Raw genomic sequence first — 20,378 nt, forward strand, 5'->3', positions numbered from 1 at the left:
TCTGCCACAGCTTGCGCCCGTACAGCGTCAGGTCGGTCGCCTGCAACTGGTCGGACCAGAACTGGAACAGCTCGTCGCTCGGCACGCTCCAGCCGATGTCGTCGCCGGGCGCGGCGATGTAGCCGTCCAGGGTCAGGTTCATGCCGTAGATCAGTTTTCGCATGGCGCCAGTCTTCCGTGAGTCGGTCTCACGCGTACGGACCGGCGCGGCCCGTCCACCCGTCCCCGACCCGCCGCCGACCCGTCCCCGACCCGAGGCCGGCACCGCCCGCAGGGCCACGGCCGCCGGGGGAATAAATCGGATGCCGTTGGCGAAAACCCGCCGTACGGTGGGCGAATGGGCATTGACGCACACGGTGGGACCCGTGACCCGGGCAGCCGGCCGGAGGAGCAGACCGACACCATCGGCGGCATCGAGATCCGGTCGATCGCCGAGGACGAGATCGAGCCGTGGGACCGGGCGCTCGTCGTCGGCTTCCTGCGCCCGCACGTCGGCAGCGCGGCCGACTACCGCAGACGGCAGTGGCAGCCGGGCCGGATGCTCACCGCCGTCGACGCGGGCAGGTTCGTCGCCACCTACCGCAGCTTCGACACCGAGCTGACCGTCCCCGGCGGCGCCGTCGTCACGGCGAACGCGCTGACGGCCGTCACGGTGACCGCCACCCACCGCCGGCGCGGACTGCTCAGCGGCATGATGGCCCGGGACCTCGCGGCGGCGCGCGAGCGCGGCGCGGCGGTCGCGATCCTGATCGCCGCCGAGTACAACATCTACGGCCGCTTCGGCTTCGGACCGGCCACCCGGGGCCACGGCTGGAACATCGACCTGCAGCGTGCAGGCGGCCTGCGGGCCGGGTTGCCCACGGTGCCCGGCGGGCGGATCGACCTCGTCACCATGGCGGAGCTCCGCAAGCTCGGCCCGGAGCTGCACGACCGCTGGCGGCTCACCCAGCCGGGTGCGATCGCCCGCGACGAGGTGATGTGGAAGCGCTACACCGGCGAGATCGAGGTGCCGGGCTTCGACTGGAAGGAGCCCTTCGCCGCCGTCCACCGGGACGCCGAGGGCACCGCCACCGGCCTGGCCGTCTACAAGATCGACGACGCCTGGGACGGTTCCTACCCGAACTGCACCCTCACCGTGCTCGACCTCTTCGCCCTCGACCGGGGCGCCGGCGCCGAACTCTGGCGCTACCTCGTCTCGGTGGACTGGGTGCGCAAGGTCGTGGTGGAGAACATCGGGCCGGACGACCCGTTGCCGCTCCTGCTGAACGACCCGCGCGCGGCCACCCCGTACGCGGACAACGCCGACTTCATGTGGCTGCGGGTGCTGGACGTCGAGGCGGCCTTCAACGCCCGGACGTACGGCGCGCCGGGCCGGGTGGTGCTGGAGGTGGAGGACCGCGACGGCTACGCGGCCGGCCGCTGGGCGATCGACGTGGGCGCGGACGGCACCGGCCGGTGCAGCCGGACCGCCGACGAGGCCGATCTGGCGATGGACGCCTCGGTGCTGGGCTCGCTCTACCTGAGCGGCGAGACGGTGCCGCGGCTCGCCGCGGCCGGTCTGGTCACCGAGCTGCGGCCCCGTGCGGCGGCCGACGCCGACCTGCTGCTCCGTACGCCACTGCTGGCATGGAACCTCGACGGCTTCTGATCCGTCGGCGACCGGCCGGCCCGTACGGGCCGGCCGGTCCCGTTGCCGGGGCCGTCGGCGACTACTTGACCGCCGTCCTGCCGATGGTGGGCAGGATGAAGTCCTGGATCAGGCCCTTGGCGTCGCGGACGATCGGGCGGAACACCCGGTAGCGCGAGAGGTTGATGACGCGTGCGGCCATGGGCGTCGACCGCCGGACGAACTCCCGGGTGCGCTCGGTGTCGGGCGTCCGGTCGAACACCCAGTAGAGCACCACGACCATCAGGTGCAGCCACAGGACGTCGGGCAGCAGCTCCACCAGCTCGGTGTCCAGCTTGGGCGCCAGGTCGGAGCCCTCCAACACCTCGCGGAACAGTGCCACGGCGGTGGCGCGGGCCGGGTGGGACTCGTTGGAGAACGGGCTGAGCGAGCTCGTCGGGTCGGCGGCGGTGCGGAAGAACTGCGCCGCGAACTCGTGGTACGGGGCGGCCGTGTCGAGCCAGGAGGTCAGCGCGATCTCCAGCCGCTCCGAGAACTCCCGGGTGTGGGCCATGCGGTTCCTGGCGTCCGCGGCGTGGTCGTACGTCATGCGGTCGTAGAACCCCTGGATCAGGAATTCCTTCGCCGAGAAGTAGTAGTACGCGTTGCCGACCGAGACGCCCGCCTCGGTGGCGATCGCCCGCATCGTGGTCTTCTCGTATCCGCGCTCCTGGAACAGCCGCATGGCCGTCTCCAGGATCAGGGCCCGGGTCTGCTCGCTCTTGTCGGTCTTCGGCTGGGCGCGGCTGCCGCGCGCCTCGGCCGACGGCGCCGCGGAGTTCGGCCCGGCGCCCTCGGCGCCGTCCGTTCCGCTGGTGCCGCTGGTCCCGTTCGTACCGTTCGTACCGTTCGTCGCTGCCAGGTCGTCCACGGGCCCGAGCCTAGCCCGATCGGTCAGTCCCGGGCGGTGTCGGTGCGGGCGGCACCGGATGCCCCCTGCGCATCCGGTGCCGTCGCTTCGCCGGCTTGTCTTTCGAACGCGTTCAAAAGCATGTCGTGACTGTAGCGGCAGAGATTGAACATGTTCAACACGGAGGGTGTGGCAAGCTCGTCACATGATCACCACCATTCGCCGGGGCACCGGACGCGACGCCGAGGCCGTGGCCGGGCTGCACGCCGCCAGCTGGCGGACCGCCTACGCCGGTATCGTCCCGGCGCCGGCGCTCGGTGACGGGCTGGCCGCCGAACGGCGCGAGATCTGGGCGCTGCGGCTCACCGTCGACTACGGCGATCCGGAGGTCACCCCCGAGCTGCTGGTCGCCGAACGGGCCGACGTGGTCGTCGGGTTCGCCTACCTCGTCCCCCAGCCGGACGGCCGGGTGCTGCTCGACAACCTGCACGTCCGCCCCGGGCTCACCGGCGGCGGCATCGGCCGCGAGCTGATGGACGCGGCGCTCGCCCACGTCGCCACCCGCCACCCGGGCGCCGACCTCTACCTGGAGGTGCTGACCGCCAACACGCGGGCGGTCGCGTTCTACGAGCGCGCCGGGGGCCGGCGCACGGCGACCGGCGAGGGTGTCTTCCCCGGCGGCTACCGGCTGCCCGAGTACGAGTACACCTGGCCGGCCCGGGTGCACCGGACCGAGGTCGGGGACCGTCCGGCCGGGGCGGACGCCGCCACCGGTCAGTCGCGGTCGTAGACCGTCACCGGTATCCCCCGGTCCGTCAGGCGGGCCGTCACCAGCGGCTCCACCAGCTCCCACCGGCCGCCGGCCAGCCCGCACCCGATCCGCGGCATGTGGACCGATGCCCCCAGCCCGGCCGCGTGCCCGCCGAGCGCGGTCAGCGCCGTGTCGATCGCCTCGTACCGCACCGGCACCGCGGTCGAGCGGGCCGTGCGGATGCCGTGCTGTCCCACCATGTTGGCCACCCAGAGGGAGTCGTCGACCCGGACGAACTGCACGGCGCCCAGGCCGAAGTCGTTCCCCGCGCGCTCCCGGTGCCAGCGGCGGAAGGCCCGCTCCGGCTCCGGCCACCGGCGCGAGAGCGCCAGGACGAACCCCCTTCCCCAGCCGCCCAGGTCGTTGCACACGTGCGCGATGACCTTCACGCCCTGGTCCCGGGGAGCCGTGGCATCGCCACGGACGTACCGGACGGCGCTCTCCGTTGTCATGATTCGAACGTTAGTACGCGCCACTGACGGATCGCGCGGCAGTTTCGTCCGAAGCCCTCGAAGCCCCCGACTTCCCCGAGGCCGTCGGCGCTTCCGACGCTTCCGGGGCCGTCACCGCTGCGGTCTCCGGAGCGGCGTCCGCAGGCGCCGCCACCCCCGCCACCCCCAGGTGGCGCCGCCCGGCCAGGGCGATCAGCAGGGCGAGTGAGGCGGCCCCGGCCGGGAGCCAGAAGCCGGCCCCCGGTCCGGCCTGCTCCGCGACCACGCCCGCCAGCGAGGAGCCGGCCGAGATCCCGACCAGGATCCCGGACACCGCGATCGCCATCGCCTCGTTCAACTGCCTCTGCGGCAGCAGCTCCTGGATGAGGGTCATCCCGGTGACCATGGTCGGCGCGGTACCCGTCCCGGCGACGAAGAGTGCCGCCCCGAGCAGTGCGAGCCCGGCCCCGCCGAGCCCGGCGGCCAGCGGCAGGAGCAGCAGTCCGGCCATCGCGGCGACGCCCCACAGAAAGCGGACGCCCGGTGCCCGGCGCGGGCGGAGGGTCCCGAACGCCAGCCCGGCCACGCAGGACCCGGCGGCCACCAGCCCCAGCAGCACCCCGGCCACCGGCCGTCGGCCCAGGGCGTCGGCGTACGCGACGGTGGTCAGTTCCAGCGAGCCGAAGATCACGCCCGTGGCGAGGAAGGTCAGCACCAGCACCCGCAGCCCCGGCGCCCGGAGCGGCGAGCCGTGCCGCTCGCCCGCCGCCCGCTCCGCCAGGGGCGGTTCGGTGCGCCGCTGGGCCGCGAAGAGCAGGGCGCCGCCGGTGCCGAACGCTCCGGCGGTCAGCATCCCGGCCTCCGGCGCGAACGCGGTGCAGAGCACCATGCCGAGCACCGGTCCGGCCATGAAGCAGAGCTCGTCCAGCGCCTGTTCGAAGGAGTTGGCCAGGTGCCGTGCGGCCGGGTCGTCCCGGTACAGGTGTGCCCAGCGGGCCCGCGCCATGCCGCCCAGATTGGGTGCGGCCGCGCAGGCCGCCCAGCACGCGTAGAGCGTCCAGTCGGGCGCTTCGAACCGGACGAGCAGCAGCAGTCCGGTGAACGGCAGCGCGTTGTACAGGGCGGCCGGCACCGCCACCCGTGACTGCCCGTACCGGTCGACCAGCCGTCCGAGCAGCGGCATGCCGATCGCCCCGGTGGCCAGCCCGGCCGCCGCGACGGTGCCCGCCAGCGCGTACGAACCGCGCCGGTCGGCGAGCAGCACCACGAGGGAGACGCCGGTCATCGACATCGAGAGCCGGCCGAGCAGCCCGACGAGGGTGAACGCGGCGGTGCCGGGCCGGGTGAACAGCCGGCGGTACGAGGCGAGCATGGGACTCCGCGGGGAGAGGAAGGGGGAGGGGCCCAGCCTCGGTCCGGCGACCGGTCGTGGTCCAACACCTGTTTCGCCGCACTGACAACAGAATGCTGTCGATCGACCCGGCCCGACCTCGTTGCTAGCCTGCCGCCATGTCCCGTGACCTGCACCCCCGCCTGCTCCGAGGCTTCGTGGCGACCGCCGAGACGCTGCACTTCGGCCGGGCCGCCGAGCGCCTGCACGTGGCCCAGCAGGCGCTCAGCCGGGATGTGCGCGCGCTGGAGCGGCTGCTCGGCGACGCGCTCTTCACCCGGACCACGCGGAGCGTCGAACTCACCCCGGCCGGGCTCGGGTTGCTGCCCCGGGCGCGCCGTCTGCTGGCCCTGCACGACGAGATCCTGAGCGGTGCCGCCCACCGCCCGCTGCTGCTCGACCTCAACAGCGACGTCACCGGACCCGACCTCACCGGCGGCCGGTTGCTCGAACGGGCCCGCGCGGCCCGGCCGGACGGCGAACTCCTGGCACGCTTCCACGGTGGTCTCGCGGCGGCCTCGGCCGAGCTGCTCGCCCACCGGCTGGACGTCTCGTTCGGCCGGTTCGCCGGCCTGCCGGCCGGGGTGCGGGCCCAACTCGCGCAGGTGCCGGTCCGGTTGGAGCGGGTGTCGGTGATGATGAAGGCCGGGCACGTACTCGCGGACCGGCCGGCGCTGCGTCTCGCCGACCTGGCCGGGCACCCGGTGGACGTGTGCGCGGGCAACCCGGCCACCACCGAGTGGGCCGATCTCGGAGTCCGGCTGCTGCGCGAGCACGGCCTGACCCCGGCCGCGCCGTACGTCCCGCCGGTCGGCGTGGACGAGACCGCCCGCTACCTCGCCCGGCACGGCGATCCGATGCTGACCACCGTCGGCGGCCCGTTGATCCCGGGAGCGGTGAACGTGCCGCTGGTGGATCCGGTGCCGCTCAGTCTGGTGAGCCTGGTGCACCGCCCGGACCTGCGGCACCCCGGGCTGGTCGCGTTGCGTGCGGCTGCGGTCGAACTCGGCGCGCGTGAACAGTGGTTGCGTCGGCCGGCCGGCAGCTGGCTGCCTGCGGCGGACGGCGCGCTGCTGGCCGTCTGAGCGCCGAGTGGACCCGAGCCGGGCGGCAGGGTGCGGCGGGCGGGGTGGGCCGGACTCGGGCGGGGCCTCGGCGTGGCCGGATCCGGCCGTCAAATCCGTGTGCGAACCGGGCGCCCGACAGGAATCACGCCGTAAGCGGCTGTTGTTGTGGCCGAGTACGACCTCGCCCCTGCCGCTCGGGGGTCGGCAGGGGTGAGGCGGATGCGGGCGCGCGGTCGGCCGGGGGAGCCGAAGGGCGCGCCCGCGGCATGCGGGGCACAGGGCCCGTGGCCGAGGTCGGCCGGGTCAGGCCGCCTTCACTGCGGAGATGTCGAAGCTGAGCTTGACCTTCTCGCCGATCAGCACGCCGCCGGTCTCCAGCGCGGCGTTGTAGGTCAGGCCCCAGTCGGTGCGGTCGAGGACGGCCGAGCCCTCGAAGCCGACCCGCTCGGCGCCGTAGGCGTCGGTGGCGGTGCCGGTGAAGTCCAGGTCCAGGACGATCGGGCGGGTGGTGTCCTTGATCGTGAGCTCGCCGGTCATCCGGTAGGTGTCGTTGCGCACCCGCTCGGCGGAGGTGCTGCGGAAGCGCATCTCGGGGTAGGTCTCGGCGGCGAAGAAGTCGCCGGTGCGGAGGTGCTCGTCGCGCTGGGTCTGGTTGGTGTCGATGCTCGCGACCTTGATCACCAGCTCGGCGCTGGAGTTGACCGGCGTGGTGCCGTCCAGGTGCAGCTTGCCGTCGTACTCGGTGAAGCGGCCCTTGACGTTGGTGACCATCGCGTGGCGGACGGAGAAGCCGATCTCGCTGTGGGTGGTGTCGATCGCCCAGTCGCCGCTGAGGTGGCCGAGGTCCGGCCCGGTGGGTGCGTCGACGACGGCGGTCGCGGTGCCGGTGGTCGCGGTGGTGGCGGTCTTGTTGCGGTTGAACAGGCCCATGGCTCCTCCTCGGGTTCGAAGCCAGTTGTTTAGGCTTCAACTTGATGGCTCCACCATAGACCCGTTTCGTTCAAAGTTCAACCAATGGCGCGACGGCCCTCGCCCGGAGTGTCCGGGCCGGGCCGTCGCGGTCGGGTGGAGGTCGTCAGCCGACCTGCGCCAGCTCCTCGCCGACCAGCTCGAAAGCGGTCCGGCCGTCCAGTGACTCGCGGATGATGTCGGCGTGTCCGGCGTGCCGCGCCGTCTCCTCGATCAGGTGCAGCAGCACCCAGCGCGCGGTGCGCCGCGAGCCGGCCGGGAACCACGGCGCCTCCGGCAGCGGCGCGTCCACCTCCAGGTTCGGCAGCTCCTCGATGATCCGCTCGGTCTCCGCGGCCACCTCCGCGTACCGCTCCAGCCAGTCGGCCAGGGTCTCGCCCTCGGTCAGCGCGAAGGAGCTCTCCCGGTAGTCGTGCCGACCCTCCGCGCGGTCCAGCAGGATGCCGACCACCCACTCGCGCTCGCAGATCGCCGCGTGCTTGACCAGCTCGGCCAGCGAGAGGGCGCTGGCGCTCGGCCGGGTGGCGGCCTGCTCCTCGGTCAGTCCGAGGACGGCCCGGCGCAGGCCGCCGCGCTGCGCGGCGACGAAGGAGAGGAGGGCGTTGCGCTCGTCGGTCTCGGCGTTCACCAGGGTGGGCATGGTCGGCAGGCCTCTCGTCGGTGGGGTGTTCCCGCTTCGGTAGTACTGAAGGTATCGGCCAACTAGGTCAGATCCTGTCCTCCTCGGGGCGGGGTTCGAGGCCGGTTCGTCGAGTGCCGCATCGGTATCGTCGGACCTCGGACGTGCGAGCGGAGGAACGCCTCCGGCCGCGTTGCCCACCCCCGCGACTTGACCCTCGACCTGGTCGAGCCCCCAGAGTCCCCGACATGGAGAGCGACCTGCGAAGCATCGGTGAGCTGGCCCGTGACAGCGGCCTGAGCGTGAGCGCGCTGCGCTTCTACGACGGCGCCGTCGTGCTCGCCCCGGCCTGGGTCGATCCCCGGACCGGCTACCGCTGGTACGCGCCCGGACAGCTCGCCGACGCCCGGCTGCTCGCCCGGCTCCGACGGGTGGGCCTGCCGCTGGCCGACATCCGGGCCGTCCTCGGCGCGGCCCCGGGCGCCGCAGTCGCCCACCGGGTGCTCGACGCGCACCTCGGCCGGCTGGAGGACGGCCTCGCCGACGCCCGCCGGGAGCTCTCCCTGATCCGCCGACTGATCGACCAGAGGGAGAGCCCCATGACCGTCACCACGATCGAGCACCGCTTCACCGTTCCCGCCCGGGAGCTGGCCGACGCCCTGGACGCGGTCCGCTTCGCTGTGGGCAGTGACCCCGAACTTCCGGTCCTGGCGGGCGTGCTGTTCGACCTGGACGGCGGCCTGCTGCGGCTGGTCGCCACCGACCGCTACCGGATGGCGCTCGCCGAACTGCCCGTGACCGCCGACCGGGTGGCCGAAGCCCCTGCCACTCCCGAAGCCCCCGAAGCCCCCGACGCACCTGCCGCCGCCGGTGCGTCCGTCGCCGTGATCGTCCCCACCGCCCTGGTCGACGCCGTCCGCGCGCTGCTGGGCTCGGGTGCCGAGCGGGCGGAACTGGCGCTCGGCGACGGCTCCGTCCGGGTCGAGACCGGGGGCCACCGCATCGAGGGGGCCACCCTCGGCCACGACTACCCCGACTACCGTGCGCTGGCCCGACTCGACCCCGTCCACCGGGTGGACCTGTCCGCCGCCGAACTCCGTGACGCCGTCCGGTCCGCGGCCACCGGCAGCCTGCCGTCCGGCCCGCACGGCGCCGACTGCGAGGTCGCCGTCCTCACGCTCGACGCCGACGGCCGGCTCACCGTCGCGGCCCCCGACGCGGAGCGGGTCCCGGAGTCCGTCCGGGTGGCGGTCAACCGGGACTTCCTCCTGGAGGCCCTCCCGGACACCGGTCCCGGTCAGCTCGTCCTCGAACTCGGCGGCCCCGTGGCGCCGCTCGCCATCCGGACCCCCGGCCACCCCGGGACCTTCTCGATCCTGATGCCCGTCCGCCTCCCGGCCTGACCTGCCGGACCTGACCGGCGGCTCCTCGGCGGCTGGGTCACCGAGGAGCCCGGCCGGGTGTCCGGTCGTCGCCGGCGGGGCGGAACCGCGCGTTTGCTGGTGCTAGCACTGTGCTTGCATTTGCAAGCAGGGTGGGGCAGGGTGGTCGCATGGCCTCACTGAACGTCGGCTCGCTGGGCGAGTACATCCGCGAGCAGCGGCGGACCGCCCAGTACTCGCTGCGGCAGTTGGCGGAGGTCGCCGGCGTGTCCAATCCGTACCTCAGCCAGATCGAGCGAGGGTTGCGCAAGCCGAGCGCGGAGATCCTGCAGCAGATCGCCAAGGCGCTGCGGATCTCGGCGGAGACGCTCTACGTCCAGGCCGGGATCCTGGAGGAGCGGCGCGGTGAGGGGCTGGAGCTGCGGGCCTCGATCCTGGCCGATCCACTGATCAACGAGCAGCAGAAGCAGGCGCTGCTCGCGGTCTACGACGCCTTTCTCAAGGAGAACGCCGCCGACGGGCGACCCGGTGCGGACGAGCGTACGGACGAGCGTACGGACGAGGACGAGGGCAAGACGCCCTGAACACCACGGGAGGACCGGCCATGCCGATCACGGACGACATCAAGAAGACCCTGACCGACCCGACCCCGCTCTACGCCCTCGCCGGCGCCGGGGACCTCGCCTACGAGAAGCTCCGCGAAGTGCCGGGCAAGGTGGAGGCACTCGCGGCGGACCCCAGGGGCGCGCAGGAGAAGGCCACCGCCAGGCTGGCCGAGGCCCAGGCCCGGCTGGTCGAGGCCCAGGCCCGGCTGGTCGAGGCCCAGGCCAAGGTCACCGGCTCGGTCACCACCCTGCCCTCCGACCTCAAGGTGCTGCAGGAGAAGGCCCAGACGTTCGCGCTCCAGCAGGTGGGCCGCGCCGTCGAGTTGGCGGTGAAGGCCAAGGAGACCTACGACGAGCTGGCCGAGCGCGGCAAGGTCGTGGTCGACCGCGGCCGGACCGACGCCGACGGTGACGCGACCGTCGAGGCCGGGACGGCGGCCGTCGAGCCGATCGACGTCGAGCCGATCGAGGCCGAGCTCGTCGAGGAGGACGTGCCCGCCCCCAGGAAGAGCGGCCGCGCCCGCAAGTCCGCGGAGTAGGGCGGAGCGGGAGCAGTGGCGGGCCGGGTCGGGGCGCGCCCCGGTGATGCGGGGACGTTGACCCCCTGGCGGGTGGCTCACCGTGCCAGGATGGGCGGCAGGGGTGCCGCAGTCGAGATGCAGAGGAGGCCGTGATGGCCGGAGTGGGCCAGATCCTGGTCTTGGACTACCTGAATCCGTTCTGGTGGCTGGCCGTCGCCATCCTGGGCTACAAGCTGTACGCGTTGATCGACGCGGCGACCCGTCCGGAGGACTCCTACCGGGCGGCGGACAAGAAGACCAAGGGGTTCTGGCTGGCCGTCCTCGGCATCGCGTTCGGGCTGGACCTGCTCTTCGGGGCGGACTTCCTGACCAGCTTCCTCACCCTGGCGGGCCTGGTCGCGGCGATCGTCTACGTGGTGGACGTCCGCCCGGCGATCCGGGCGCTGACCGACCGTGGCGACCGGGGCGACCGGCGCAACATGGGGCCCTACGGGCCCTGGTAGCCGCCCGGCACGGAGTGTCCGAGCCCCGGCCCCCGCGGGTCCACCCGCGGGGGCCGGGGCTCGTCGTCGTCCGGGTGTCCGTGCACGGCGGGCGCGCGCCTCAGCCCAGGATCAGCTGCACCGGGTTGCGTTCCAGCAGCAGCACCGCGACGTCGTCCGTCAACGCGCCGCCGTTCAGCTCCTCGACCTCGGCGATCGCGCTGTCGACCAGCCGGCCCCTGGTCAGCCCGGCGGACTGGTGGTCGCCGACCAGGTCGGCCAGTCCGTCCTGGCCGAGGCGGCGGGATCCGGCGCCGACGCGGCCCTCGATCAGTCCGTCCGTGTAGAGCATCAGCCGCCAGCCGGAGGGGAGCTCGAACCGGTGCGACGGCCAGACGGCCTGGCCGTCGTGGCAGGGGAGCAGACCGAGGGCGGGGCCGGCGTGGTCGGACGGCAGGGTGAGCGGCGTGTGGTCCGCGCCGAGCAGCAGCGGCGCGGGGTGGCCGGCGAGGTAGAGCCTGGCGCCCTCGGCGGCGCCGGGGGTCCCGGGGTCGCCGGGTTCGATGACCAGCATGCAGAGCGTCGCGAAGATCTCGTCGCTGCGGCGCTCGTGCTCCAGCACGTGCTGGAGCGTGCTGAGCAGGGCCTCGCCGGTGAGCCCGGCGAAGACCAGGGTGCGCCACGCTATCCGGAGCGCCACCCCGAGGGCGGCCTCGTCGGGCCCGTGGCCGCAGACGTCGCCGATCACCACGTGGACGGCGCCGTCGTCGGTGCGCACCGCGTCGTAGAAGTCGCCGCCGAGCAGGGCTCGGCGGCGGCCGGGGCGGTAGCGCCGGGTGAAGGAGAGGTTGGCGCCGTCCAGCAGCGGGGTGGGCAGCAGGTGGCGCTGGAGGCGGGCGTTCTCCTGGCCGCGCAGTTCGGCCTCGACCAGGCGGCGCTGGGACTCGTCGGCGCGCTTGCGCTCGACCGCGTACCGCAGGGCCCGGGCCAGCAGCGGGCCGTTCGTCTCGTTCTTGATCAGGAAGTCCTGGGCGCCGGCGGCCACGGCCGCCGCGCCCAGCTCCGCGCCAGCGGCGTCGGTGAGCACCACGACGGCGGTGTGCGGGGCCCGGCGGAGCAGTTCGTGCAGGCCCTCCAGACCGTCGGACGGGTCCGAGGGGTGGGGCAGGTCGGCGGGGGCGTCGAGGTCGAGCAGGACGCAGCTGAAGTCGTTGCCGCGCGGTCGGCTGCGCCGGCTGCCGGACGGGGCGGGGGCGAGCAGTTCGGCGGCCTGGTCGAGGCCACGGGCCCAGTGGATCTCGATGGGGGCACCGCTGTCGGCGACCGCTGCCCTGAGCAGTTCGGCGTCGGAGGCGTCGTCCTCGATGACCAGCAGCTTGAGCGGGGCGGCGGCCGGTGCGACGGGGGAGCGGACCGGCGAGGGGGGCTTCCCGGGGGCCGTTCCGGCGGTGCGTCGGGCACCCCTGCCGCCGTCGGGCGCGGTCGGGACCCGGGTGGCCGCTCCGGTGGGGATCCGGGTGGTGGCTCCGGCGGGGGAGGATCCGGCCCGTGCGGTGGAGGCGCCGCCGTCGGACCGGGGGTGAGGTATCGGCGCGGTCGCCGTGAGCGGGCCGGCCGACTGCTCGGCGTGGGCGGACCGGTCGCGGGCACACCTCGCGTGGGCGCTGTCCAGGGCGCCCGGCAGGTCCGCGGCACCAGGTGCCCGCCCGTCTCCCGTTGCGGGCATCGGCTGATCCTCCTTTTCCCCGAATGCGTAACGGCCGGCGTCCGTCCGCAGTGCCCGCTTGGCACCCCGCGGCGGGGAACTTCTCGCGACCATAACGTGATCTCCGGGGATTTCTCTGGCCGACCGGCGCCGTTGTGGCTATCGCCACGCCGGTGGCGGTGTGTTGGATGGGAGCGGGTACATCGGCGGAGGCCCGTACCGGCGGTGTGGGGACGGGCCGGAGAAAGGGGACGGCATGGTGACGCGCATCACCCTGGTCGAGGGTGACATCACGGAACAGCAGGTGGACGCGGTGGTGAACGCCGCCAACTCCTCTCTGCTGGGCGGCGGTGGCGTGGACGGCGCGATCCACCGCAAGGGCGGACCGCAGATCCTGGAGGAGTGCCGCAGGCTGCGGGCCTCGCAGTACGGCCGGGGGCTGCGCACCGGGCAGGCGGTGGCGACGACGGCCGGTGACCTGCCGGCCCGCTGGGTGATCCACACCGTGGGGCCGGTCTATCTCGTGGAGGAGTACGGGGAGCGGGCGGAGCTGCTGGCCTCCTGCTACCGCGAGTCGCTCCGGGTGGCGGTGGAGCTCGGCGCGCGCACGGTGGCCTTCCCGGCCGTGTCGGCCGGGGTGTACGGGTGGCCACCGGCGGGCGCGGCCAGGATCGCGCTCGGCACCGTCGCGGAGGTGACGGCGGACCCGGGGTTCGGCGGCGGACTGGAGGAGGCGCGGTTCGTGCTGTTCGGGAGGGAGACGTACGAGGTGTTCGAGGACGTCGGACGGGAGCTGGGGTCGACGGGGAGGGAGTGAGGTCCCGCCCGGGTGCCCCCATGGTGGCGTGACGGGACGTCAACACGCCAGAGATATTCGATAACTCGTTCGAGTGAATCCGCCGACTCGCTCACCGCCGCCCGGCCCCGACGGGCCCTCTCCGGTGGACCGCCCCGGCGAACTCCCTCCGCCGGGCCCGCCCGGGCGGACTCCCGGGGCGACTCCCCGGAAGGCGGCCCCGGTGGGCGCGCTACGGCGCCAGCGCCGCCCAGGGCAGCGTGACCTCGCCCTGCCGCCACCGCCCGCGCCCGTCCACCAGCGGCCAGCCGCCCGCCAGCGCGGTGCAGGCGACCACCCACCGCTGCCGCGCGCCGAACGCCCCGTACGGCGCGGCGGCCGCCCAGGCGCGGTCGAAGTCCCGGAGGAAGGCGTGCACCGGGCGGCCCGGCACGTTGTGGTGGATCAGCGCCTTCGGCAGCCGTTCGGCCAGGTCGGACGGCTGGTCGAGGCCGCCCAGCCGGGCCGCGAAGGTCACCGTGCGGGGCCCCTCCGGGCCGAGTGCCACCCAGACGTGCCGGCGGCCGATCTCGTCGCACGTCCCCTCCACCAGCAGCCCGTCCGGCGTCAGCCGGGCGCACAACCGCTCCCAGACCCCGGCCACCGCCGACTCGTCGTACTGGCGCAGCACGTTGGCGGCCCGGATCAGCAGGGCCGGTTCGCCGCCGTCCAGCGGCACCTCGAAACCGCCGCGGCGGAACGTCAGCAGCGGCGGCTCCGCGTACGGAAGGGCGGCGGCCACCCGGTCCGGTTCGATCTCGATCCCGACCACCCGGACGTCCGGCCGGACGGCGCGCAGCCGTCCGGACAGTTCGACCGCCGTCCAGGGCGCCGCCCCGTACCCGAGGTCCACGGCCACCGGCGGGCGGCCGGCGGAGCGCAGCGCGGGCCCGAGGGCGTGGGCGATCCAGCGGTCCATCCGCCGCAGCCGGTTGGTGTTGGTGGTGCCGCGCGTCACGGTGCCCACCGGCCGCCCCGCCCGTGCGCGGGCGGGCGCGGTGACGGAGTCGAAGGAGGAGGCGGCCATGCCCCACAGCGTACGTGGCCCGTCCGGGCGGGCCGGGGGCTCGGGCCCGGGGCCGCGGCCGGGCCGCCCGGCGCACCCCGGGCCGCCCGCCCCCGCGGGGCCGCTCCGGTGCGCCCGTCGTCCCGTCGGCCATCTCGTGCAGCGAGACGGGAATGCCGGTCGGTGACCAAGTGGTTGGCACACTGGTGGTGATGTGTGTCCGGACGGGGCCGGCACGCAGCCGCGCCGCAGCAGGTGTCGCGGCGGTGCGGCGTGCGCGGAAGCACACACGCCGGACAGCAGGCAAGCAGGCAAGCAGGCAAGCAGGCTGCAGAGACGGGCAGCACAGAGGAGGCTTCAGCCAGGTGATCCAGCACCCCGTCCGTTCGGTTCGCCGTGCCCAGCCGGCCCCGCCCGCGCGCGGCCGGCTCCAGTCGCTCGTCCAGGGCCGGCAGCGTCGGCCGCGCCGGATAGCCATGCTCAGCGTCCACACGTCGCCGCTGCACCAGCCCGGCACCGGTGACGCGGGCGGCATGAACGTCTACATCGTGGAGCTGGCCAAGCGTCTCGCCGAGCTCAACATCGAGGTCGAGGTCTTCACCCGGTCGATCTGCTCGGACGACGCGCCGACCGTCGAGCTGGCCCCCGGGGTGCTGGTCCGGCACGTCACGGCCGGTCCGTACGAGGGGCTGGTGAAGGAGGACCTGCCGGCCCAGCTCTGCGCCTTCACCCACGGCGTGCTCCGCACCGAGGCCGGACACCGCCCCGGTCACTACGACCTCGTGCACTCGCACTACTGGCTCTCCGGGCAGGTCGGCTGGCTGGCCGCCCAGCGCTGGGGCGTGCCGCTGGTGCACACCATGCACACCATGGCCAAGGTGAAGAACGCCGCGCTGGCCGAGGGGGACACCCCCGAGCCGGCGGCCCGGGTGATCGGCGAGACCCAGGTGGTGGAGGCGGCCGACCGGCTGATCGCCAACACCACGGAGGAGGCCGCCGAGCTGGCCCGGTTCTACGCGGCCCGGCCGGACCAGCTGGCCGTGGTCCACCCCGGCGTCAACCTGGACGTCTTCCGCCCGGGCCGGGCGGCCGGTCCGAACGCGGTGGGTGCCCCCGGCCCGTCGGACGCGCTGGACGGCGTGGTCGCCCGGCGGGCGGCCCGGGCCCGGCTCGGTCTGCCGGCGGACGCCGCCGTGCTGCTCTTCGCCGGCCGGATCCAACCGCTGAAGGCGCCCGACGTGCTGCTGCGCGCCGTGGCGGCGCTGCTGGAGCGGCGGCCGGAGCTGCGCGAGCGGCTGGTGGTGCCGGTGGTCGGCGGCCCGTCCGGCACCGGGCTGGCCAAGCCGGAGAGCCTGCACAAGCTCGCCGCCCAGCTGGGCATCTGCGACGTGGTGCGTTTCCACCCGCCGGTGGGACAGGAACTGCTCGCCGAGTGGTACCGGGCGGCGACCGCGCTGGTGATGCCCTCGTACAGCGAGTCGTTCGGGCTGGTCGCGCTGGAGGCGCAGGCCTGTGGCACGCCGGTGGTGGCGGCCTCGGTGGGCGGTCTGCCGGTCGCGGTGCGGGACGGCGTGACGGGCACCCTGGTCCACGGCCACGACCCGCGGGCCTGGTCGCACGCGCTGGAGCCGTACGTCACCGACCCGGGCCTGGTGGCCCGGCAGGGGGACGCGGCGGCCCGGCACGCGGCCGGGTTCGGCTGGGACAGCGCCGCCGCGACCACCGCCGAGGTGTACGCCGGCAGCCTGGCCCGCCCGGCCGGGCGGCTCACGGGCTCCCGGCTGCGGCTGGCCTGAGGGCGTCGGCGACCGGCCGGTCCGCGGGCACCGGCTACCGGCTACCGCGGGAGGCGCCGGCTGCGGAGGCCCACGCGCCCCGGGCTGCCCACTCCTGTCGTCCACCCGGGCCGCCCGCCCCTGCCGCCCACCCCGGCCGCCCGCGTCCGGTCGCGGCGCGGCGGGGAACTCCGGCCGGCGTGCTGCTGCGCCCGGCCGTACCGCCGAGTAACGTCACCCTCATGGCAATCCGCACCAAGGACGAGGCCCTGACCCTCCTGCGCGCCGCCCTGGACGAGGCCGGGGTGGCCTGGGAGCCGGCCCCCACCGATCCCCACACTCTGGTGGCGACCCTTCCGGGCAACCGGAAGCTCAGCACCACCTGCGCCCTGCGGGTCGGCGACCACACCCTCTCGGTGAACGCCTTCGTGGTCCGGCGCCCCGACGAGAACCACGAGGCGGTCTACCGCTGGCTGCTGGAGCGGAACACCCGCCTGTACGGCGTCGCCTACGCGGTCGACGCGCTGGGCGACGTCTACCTGGCCGGCCGGCTGCCGCTGGAGGCGCTGACCCCGGACACGGTGGACCGGCTGCTCGGCACGGTGCTGGAGAACGCCGACGAGCCGTTCAACACGCTGCTGGAGCTGGGCTTCGCGACCGCGATCCGTCGGGAGTGGGAGTGGCGCACCAAGCGGGGGGAGTCCACGCGCAACCTGGCGGCCTTCGCCCACCTCGCCGGTCCGGCCCCCGAGGGCCCGGCTCCTGACGGTCCGGCCGCGGAGCCGGCTCCCGGCGGCGGACCCGCCGCCGGGTAGCGGCCCGGCTCAGCAGCCCGTCGGAGCCTGCTCCGGTGCGGCGTCCGCCTTCCGGAGCGCCCCGGACGCCGCACGCCCGGACGCCACCACCTCGGGCTCGGTGCCGGCCCCGGTCACCGCGGCCGGGGTCGCCGCGGCCGGGGTCGCCGTCACCACCGGAACGGTCACCACCGGAACGGTCACCACCGGAACGGTCACCACCGGAACGGTCACCGCCGGAACGGTCACCGCCGGAGCCGCCGGCGCCGCGCCCGTCCGCCGTCCGAGCAGCACGTACCCGGCCGCCGCGACCGTCCCGCAGGCCGCGCAGGCACCCCACAGTGCCCCGCTGCCGGCCCGCTCCAGCAGCACGCCGCCGACCGCCGGCGCGAGGAACGAGGCGAGCGACCAGGAGAGCGAGTAGACGCCCTGGTAGCGCCCGCGGGCCTCGGCCGGCGAGAGCTCGGCGACCAGCCCCATCATGGTCGGCGCGTTCAGGATCTCGCCGATCGTCCAGACCGCCACGGTGAAGGCGTAGAACCACGCCGAGGACCCGGCCAGCGCGGTCAGCCCGAACCCCCAGCCGATGAACAGCGCACTGGCGATCAGCAGGGCGGTCCGGTCGCGGCCCTCCATCCACCGGGTGAGCGGGATCTGGAGCACCACGATGAGCAGCCCGTTGAGGCCGATCACCAGGCCGTACTGGGTGGCGGTGATGCCGGCCCGTCCCATGTCCACGGCGAGCATGGTCGAGCCCTGCTGGGCGACCAGGGCGAGCAGCAGGTTGAGCCCGACCACCGCCATGAAGCGGCCGTCCCGGAACACCGTGCCGAGGCCGATCGCGGGCTTGCCCGCCTGCGCGGCGGGCGTGTCCGGCCGGGTCTCGGGGATCCGGACGAAGATGACCACCGCGCAGATCAGCGTGGAGATCGCGTCCAGCACGAACAGCGTGAGGTAGCCGTGCGTGGCGATCAGCCCGGCCGCCGCCGCCGAGAGGCCGAAGCCGATGTTGATCGCCCAGTAGTTCAGGGCGTAGGCGCGGACCCGGTCCTCGGCGGGCACGATGTCCGCGATGATCGCGGAGGTGGCGGGCCGGGTCGCGTTGTTGCAGAGGCCGACCAGGAAGGCGACCACCGCGATGGCCACCTGGCCGTCGGCGAAGCCGAGCACCGCGGTGAACAGCGCGGTGCCGAGCTGCGCCGCGACGAGCGTCGGCCGCCGGCCTATCCGGTCGGTCAGCACCCCTGCGCCGATCGACGCGATCGCCGAGCCGAGCCCGAAGAGCGAGGCGACCAGGCCCGCGTACGACGCCGAGTAGCCCCGTTCGGTCGTCAGGTAGAGGGCCAGGAAGGTGACGACGAAGGCGCCCAGCTTGTTGATGAGCGTGGACGTCCAGAGCCACCAGAACTGGCGGGGCAGCCCGCTCAGCGCCTCGGTCACGGCTCTTGCGACGCGGGTGGGGACGGACAGGTGGGGCATATGGGGGCTCCCGGGCAGGCGGCGTCCGCTGAGCAGGACGGGCAGGACCGCTCAGCACATCGGTAAGTGTCACAACTGCAGTGCACACATTACTCATCAGGTGAGGCCGCGACCAGGGGCTTTTCCGGGCTCCACTAAGCTGGAGGCCATGGCTGACACGACGTACCGACTTATCCTGCTCCGTCACGGCGAGAGCCAGTGGAACCAGAAGAACCTGTTCACCGGTTGGGTCGACGTCGACCTCAACGAGAAGGGTGAGAAGGAGGCCGCCCTCGGCGGCGAGCTCCTCTCCGCCGAGGGCTACCTCCCGGACGTGCTGCACACCTCGCTGCTGCGCCGCGCGATCCGCACCTCCCAGATCGCCCTGGACAAGGCCGACCGCCACTGGATCCCGGTCAGCCGCAGCTGGCGCCTGAACGAGCGGCACTACGGCGCCCTCCAGGGCAAGGACAAGGCCCAGACCCTGGCCGAGTTCGGCGAGGAGCAGTTCCAGCTCTGGCGCCGCTCGTACGACACCCCGCCGCCGGTCCTGGCCGACGGTGCCGAGTACTCGCAGGCCGGTGACGCCCGCTACGCCGACATCCCGAGCGAGCTGCGTCCGCGCACCGAGTGCCTCAAGGACGTCGTCGACCGGATGCTCCCGTACTGGTACGACGCCATCGTCCCGGACCTCGCCGCCGGCAAGACCGTCCTGGTCACCGCCCACGGCAACAGCCTGCGCGCGCTGGTCAAGCACCTCGACGGCATCTCCGACGAGGACATCGCCGGCCTCAACATCCCGACCGGCATCCCGCTCGTCTACGAGCTCGACGCCGACTTCAAGCCGACCGTCAAGGGCGGCCGCTACCTCGACGCGGACGCCGCCGCGGCCGCCATCGAGGCGGTCAAGAACCAGGGCAAGAAGTAGGCCCGCAGCGTCTCCGGTGGCCCGTGAAGGGCTGCGAGGGCCCTGTTCCCCGGGATCGGGGGGCGGGGCCCTCTGGCGTACGGTCCGCCGGTGGATCGGCGCCGGCGGCTTTCAACTCCCTTGGGGTGCAGGGGTGTTGAGTGCTGCGAAAGTGGTTCAGACCATTGACGGCCCGGGTGGCTGCTCCTACCGTGTGAGCACCGCCCCGGCGCAGGCATGCCAAGGGCTCACCCCGTAGGCCGCCGCACCCCCACGCGCGCGTCTGCGTCCGGCGCACTCTCCATCCACCCCCACGGAGGAGCACCATGCGCACACGTCATATCGTCGGAGCCGTGATCGCCTCGCTCGCGGTGCCGGTCGCGGTCGCGCTGCCGGCGCAGTCGCACGGCTACATCACCACCCCGCCCAGCCGCGCCGCGCTCTGCGGGGCCGGAACGGTCAAGAACTGCGGCGCGATCCAGTGGGAGCCGCAGAGCGTCGAGGGGACGAAGGGGTTCCCGAGCAGAGGCCCGGCCGACGGCGCCATCTGTGCCGGCGGCAACAGCCGGTTCGCCGAGCTGGACGACCCGCGCGGCGGCGGCTGGCCGACCACGGCCGTGTCGGCGGGGCAGCAGCGGACCTTCACCTGGAAGTTCACCGCCCGGCACGCGACGACCAACTTCAAGTACTACCTGACCAAGGCCGGCTACGACGCCACGCAGAAGGTCACCCGGGCCAACCTGGAACTGACGCCGTTCCTGACCGTCCCGTACAACGGCGCCCAGGTGCCCGGCACGGTCAGCCACACCGCGACCCTGCCGAGCGGCCGGACCGGCCACCACGTGGTCGTCTCGGTCTGGGAGATCGCGGACACCGGCAACGCCTTCTACTCCTGCACCGACGTCAAGTTCTGACCGTCCGGGGGCGCGGACCGCCCCGGACGGCCGTCAGGTCCCGCCGGCGCCCCGGTGGTGAGGAAGCCGGGGTGCACGGCCGTCTCCCACGGCAGCCGTGCACCCCGGAGCTCCTCGGTGGTCGGTGCGGCTCAGTGACCGCAGCAGCCGCCGTCGACCCCGCCGCACTGGCAGGGGCCGCCGGACTGGCA

The 20,378-nt window shown here is 73.9% G+C and carries 21 protein-coding genes; 12 read left to right on the top strand and 9 right to left on the bottom strand.

Translation table 11 applies throughout. The features are described 5' to 3' along the window. On the bottom strand, positions 1-163 hold a 163-nt coding region (locus PUR56_RS30680; RefSeq protein ID WP_443034593.1), incomplete at its 3' end, for a dihydrofolate reductase family protein. Positions 164-337: 174 nt separating this feature from the next. On the opposite strand from PUR56_RS30680, the gene PUR56_RS30685 reads away from it, so the two are divergent. After that, the gene (locus PUR56_RS30685) at positions 338-1,648 is read left to right on the top strand and encodes a GNAT family N-acetyltransferase (protein ID WP_329951372.1); all 1,311 of its coding nucleotides are present in this window, start codon (positions 338-340) and stop codon (positions 1,646-1,648) included. Between the two features lie 61 nt (positions 1,649-1,709). Here PUR56_RS30685 and PUR56_RS30690 read toward each other — a convergent pair whose 3' ends face one another. After that, positions 1,710-2,537 carry a TetR/AcrR family transcriptional regulator gene (locus PUR56_RS30690; protein ID WP_329951373.1) on the bottom strand — a complete coding sequence of 276 codons (828 nt, stop codon included), beginning with the start codon at positions 2,535-2,537 and terminating at the stop codon, positions 1,710-1,712. Between the two features lie 184 nt (positions 2,538-2,721). Between PUR56_RS30690 and PUR56_RS30695 the strand changes: the two genes are divergently transcribed. Further along, the gene (locus PUR56_RS30695; protein WP_329885621.1) at positions 2,722-3,306 is read left to right on the top strand and encodes a GNAT family N-acetyltransferase; all 585 of its coding nucleotides are present in this window, start codon (positions 2,722-2,724) and stop codon (positions 3,304-3,306) included. On the opposite strand, the gene PUR56_RS30700 is transcribed toward PUR56_RS30695, so the two are convergent. Continuing rightward, positions 3,291-3,779: a macro domain-containing protein gene (locus PUR56_RS30700; protein ID WP_329951374.1), complete on the bottom strand. Its 489-nt coding sequence runs from the start codon at positions 3,777-3,779 to the stop codon at positions 3,291-3,293. The two genes, PUR56_RS30695 and PUR56_RS30700, sit on opposite strands and share 16 nt — an antisense overlap. A 10-nt stretch (positions 3,780-3,789) precedes the next feature. Then, on the bottom strand, positions 3,790-5,130 hold the full coding sequence (locus PUR56_RS30705; RefSeq protein WP_329951375.1) for an MFS transporter: 1,341 nt from the start codon (positions 5,128-5,130) through the stop codon (positions 3,790-3,792). Between the two features lie 137 nt (positions 5,131-5,267). Here PUR56_RS30705 and PUR56_RS30710 point away from each other — a divergent pair, with 137 nt between their 5' ends. Further along, positions 5,268-6,233 carry a LysR family transcriptional regulator gene (locus PUR56_RS30710; protein WP_329951376.1) on the top strand — a complete coding sequence of 322 codons (966 nt, stop codon included), beginning with the start codon at positions 5,268-5,270 and terminating at the stop codon, positions 6,231-6,233. Positions 6,234-6,518: 285 nt separating this feature from the next. On the opposite strand, the gene PUR56_RS30715 is transcribed toward PUR56_RS30710, so the two are convergent. Both PUR56_RS30715 and PUR56_RS30720 read right to left on the bottom strand, forming a co-directional pair. Continuing rightward, positions 6,519-7,145 carry a YceI family protein gene (locus PUR56_RS30715; RefSeq protein WP_329885617.1) on the bottom strand — a complete coding sequence of 209 codons (627 nt, stop codon included), beginning with the start codon at positions 7,143-7,145 and terminating at the stop codon, positions 6,519-6,521. Positions 7,146-7,290: 145 nt separating this feature from the next. Further along, positions 7,291-7,824 carry a DinB family protein gene (locus PUR56_RS30720; RefSeq protein WP_329885616.1) on the bottom strand — a complete coding sequence of 178 codons (534 nt, stop codon included), beginning with the start codon at positions 7,822-7,824 and terminating at the stop codon, positions 7,291-7,293. A 227-nt stretch (positions 7,825-8,051) separates the two neighbouring features. Between PUR56_RS30720 and PUR56_RS30725 the strand changes: the two genes are divergently transcribed. From PUR56_RS30725 to PUR56_RS30740, 4 genes are all read left to right on the top strand, one after another. Next, a complete protein-coding gene (locus PUR56_RS30725) occupies positions 8,052-9,206 on the top strand; it encodes a DNA polymerase III subunit beta family protein (RefSeq protein WP_329951377.1) in 1,155 nt (384 codons plus the stop codon). Positions 9,207-9,355: 149 nt separating this feature from the next. After that, complete coding sequence (locus tag PUR56_RS30730; RefSeq protein WP_329951378.1) at positions 9,356-9,769, top strand: helix-turn-helix domain-containing protein; 414 nt, start codon at positions 9,356-9,358, stop codon at positions 9,767-9,769. A gap of 20 nt (positions 9,770-9,789) precedes the next feature. After that, the gene (locus PUR56_RS30735) at positions 9,790-10,329 is read left to right on the top strand and encodes a hypothetical protein (RefSeq protein ID WP_329951379.1); all 540 of its coding nucleotides are present in this window, start codon (positions 9,790-9,792) and stop codon (positions 10,327-10,329) included. A 134-nt stretch (positions 10,330-10,463) separates the two neighbouring features. Next, complete coding sequence (locus tag PUR56_RS30740) at positions 10,464-10,814, top strand: DUF2516 family protein (RefSeq protein ID WP_329951380.1); 351 nt, start codon at positions 10,464-10,466, stop codon at positions 10,812-10,814. Between the two features lie 100 nt (positions 10,815-10,914). Here PUR56_RS30740 and PUR56_RS30745 read toward each other — a convergent pair whose 3' ends face one another. After that, positions 10,915-12,519: a PP2C family protein-serine/threonine phosphatase gene (locus PUR56_RS30745; protein WP_329951381.1), complete on the bottom strand. Its 1,605-nt coding sequence runs from the start codon at positions 12,517-12,519 to the stop codon at positions 10,915-10,917. 238 nt (positions 12,520-12,757) lie between these two features. On the opposite strand from PUR56_RS30745, the gene PUR56_RS30750 reads away from it, so the two are divergent. Continuing rightward, positions 12,758-13,315 (top strand): O-acetyl-ADP-ribose deacetylase, encoded by a 558-nt coding sequence (locus tag PUR56_RS30750; RefSeq protein WP_329951435.1) that lies wholly within the window; start codon positions 12,758-12,760, stop codon positions 13,313-13,315. A 211-nt stretch (positions 13,316-13,526) separates the two neighbouring features. On the opposite strand, the gene PUR56_RS30755 is transcribed toward PUR56_RS30750, so the two are convergent. Continuing rightward, a complete protein-coding gene (locus PUR56_RS30755) occupies positions 13,527-14,360 on the bottom strand; it encodes a class I SAM-dependent methyltransferase (RefSeq protein WP_329951382.1) in 834 nt (277 codons plus the stop codon). Positions 14,361-14,704: 344 nt separating this feature from the next. Between PUR56_RS30755 and PUR56_RS30760 the strand changes: the two genes are divergently transcribed. Continuing rightward, positions 14,705-16,135, top strand: a complete 1,431-nt coding sequence (locus PUR56_RS30760; RefSeq protein ID WP_329951383.1) for a glycosyltransferase — start codon at positions 14,705-14,707, stop codon at positions 16,133-16,135. 221 nt (positions 16,136-16,356) lie between these two features. Beyond that, on the top strand, positions 16,357-16,929 hold the full coding sequence (locus PUR56_RS30765; RefSeq protein ID WP_329885608.1) for a YbjN domain-containing protein: 573 nt from the start codon (positions 16,357-16,359) through the stop codon (positions 16,927-16,929). 9 nt (positions 16,930-16,938) lie between these two features. On the opposite strand, the gene PUR56_RS30770 is transcribed toward PUR56_RS30765, so the two are convergent. After that, positions 16,939-18,387, bottom strand: a complete 1,449-nt coding sequence (locus PUR56_RS30770; protein ID WP_329951384.1) for an MDR family MFS transporter — start codon at positions 18,385-18,387, stop codon at positions 16,939-16,941. A gap of 148 nt (positions 18,388-18,535) precedes the next feature. On the opposite strand from PUR56_RS30770, the gene PUR56_RS30775 reads away from it, so the two are divergent. Together PUR56_RS30775 and PUR56_RS30780 are read left to right on the top strand one after the other, a co-directional pair. Beyond that, positions 18,536-19,294, top strand: a complete 759-nt coding sequence (locus PUR56_RS30775; protein ID WP_329951385.1) for a phosphoglyceromutase — start codon at positions 18,536-18,538, stop codon at positions 19,292-19,294. Between the two features lie 305 nt (positions 19,295-19,599). Continuing rightward, on the top strand, positions 19,600-20,187 hold the full coding sequence (locus tag PUR56_RS30780; protein WP_329951386.1) for a lytic polysaccharide monooxygenase auxiliary activity family 9 protein: 588 nt from the start codon (positions 19,600-19,602) through the stop codon (positions 20,185-20,187). The last annotated feature ends 191 nt before the right edge of the window (positions 20,188-20,378 follow it).

It is taken from the genome of Streptomyces sp. BE303, assembly GCF_036290945.1.
Classification (GTDB): domain Bacteria; phylum Actinomycetota; class Actinomycetes; order Streptomycetales; family Streptomycetaceae; genus Kitasatospora.

Bases quoted from the DNA above. Each gene is read 5' to 3' on its own strand.
- PUR56_RS30685 (WP_329951372.1), top strand. From the start codon at position 338: ATGGGCATTGACGCACACGGTGGGACCCGTGACCCGGGCAGCCGGCCG.
- PUR56_RS30695 (WP_329885621.1), top strand. From the start codon at position 2,722: ATGATCACCACCATTCGCCGGGGCACCGGACGCGACGCCGAGGCCGTG.
- PUR56_RS30700 (WP_329951374.1), bottom strand. From the start codon at position 3,779: ATGACAACGGAGAGCGCCGTCCGGTACGTCCGTGGCGATGCCACGGCT.
- PUR56_RS30705 (WP_329951375.1), bottom strand. From the start codon at position 5,130: ATGCTCGCCTCGTACCGCCGGCTGTTCACCCGGCCCGGCACCGCCGCG.
- PUR56_RS30710 (WP_329951376.1), top strand. From the start codon at position 5,268: ATGTCCCGTGACCTGCACCCCCGCCTGCTCCGAGGCTTCGTGGCGACC.
- PUR56_RS30715 (WP_329885617.1), bottom strand. From the start codon at position 7,145: ATGGGCCTGTTCAACCGCAACAAGACCGCCACCACCGCGACCACCGGC.
- PUR56_RS30720 (WP_329885616.1), bottom strand. From the start codon at position 7,824: ATGCCCACCCTGGTGAACGCCGAGACCGACGAGCGCAACGCCCTCCTC.
- PUR56_RS30725 (WP_329951377.1), top strand. From the start codon at position 8,052: ATGGAGAGCGACCTGCGAAGCATCGGTGAGCTGGCCCGTGACAGCGGC.
- PUR56_RS30730 (WP_329951378.1), top strand. From the start codon at position 9,356: ATGGCCTCACTGAACGTCGGCTCGCTGGGCGAGTACATCCGCGAGCAG.
- PUR56_RS30735 (WP_329951379.1), top strand. From the start codon at position 9,790: ATGCCGATCACGGACGACATCAAGAAGACCCTGACCGACCCGACCCCG.
- PUR56_RS30740 (WP_329951380.1), top strand. From the start codon at position 10,464: ATGGCCGGAGTGGGCCAGATCCTGGTCTTGGACTACCTGAATCCGTTC.
- PUR56_RS30745 (WP_329951381.1), bottom strand. From the start codon at position 12,519: ATGCCCGCAACGGGAGACGGGCGGGCACCTGGTGCCGCGGACCTGCCG.
- PUR56_RS30755 (WP_329951382.1), bottom strand. From the start codon at position 14,360: ATGGCCGCCTCCTCCTTCGACTCCGTCACCGCGCCCGCCCGCGCACGG.
- PUR56_RS30765 (WP_329885608.1), top strand. From the start codon at position 16,357: ATGGCAATCCGCACCAAGGACGAGGCCCTGACCCTCCTGCGCGCCGCC.
- PUR56_RS30770 (WP_329951384.1), bottom strand. From the start codon at position 18,387: ATGCCCCACCTGTCCGTCCCCACCCGCGTCGCAAGAGCCGTGACCGAG.
- PUR56_RS30775 (WP_329951385.1), top strand. From the start codon at position 18,536: ATGGCTGACACGACGTACCGACTTATCCTGCTCCGTCACGGCGAGAGC.
- PUR56_RS30780 (WP_329951386.1), top strand. From the start codon at position 19,600: ATGCGCACACGTCATATCGTCGGAGCCGTGATCGCCTCGCTCGCGGTG.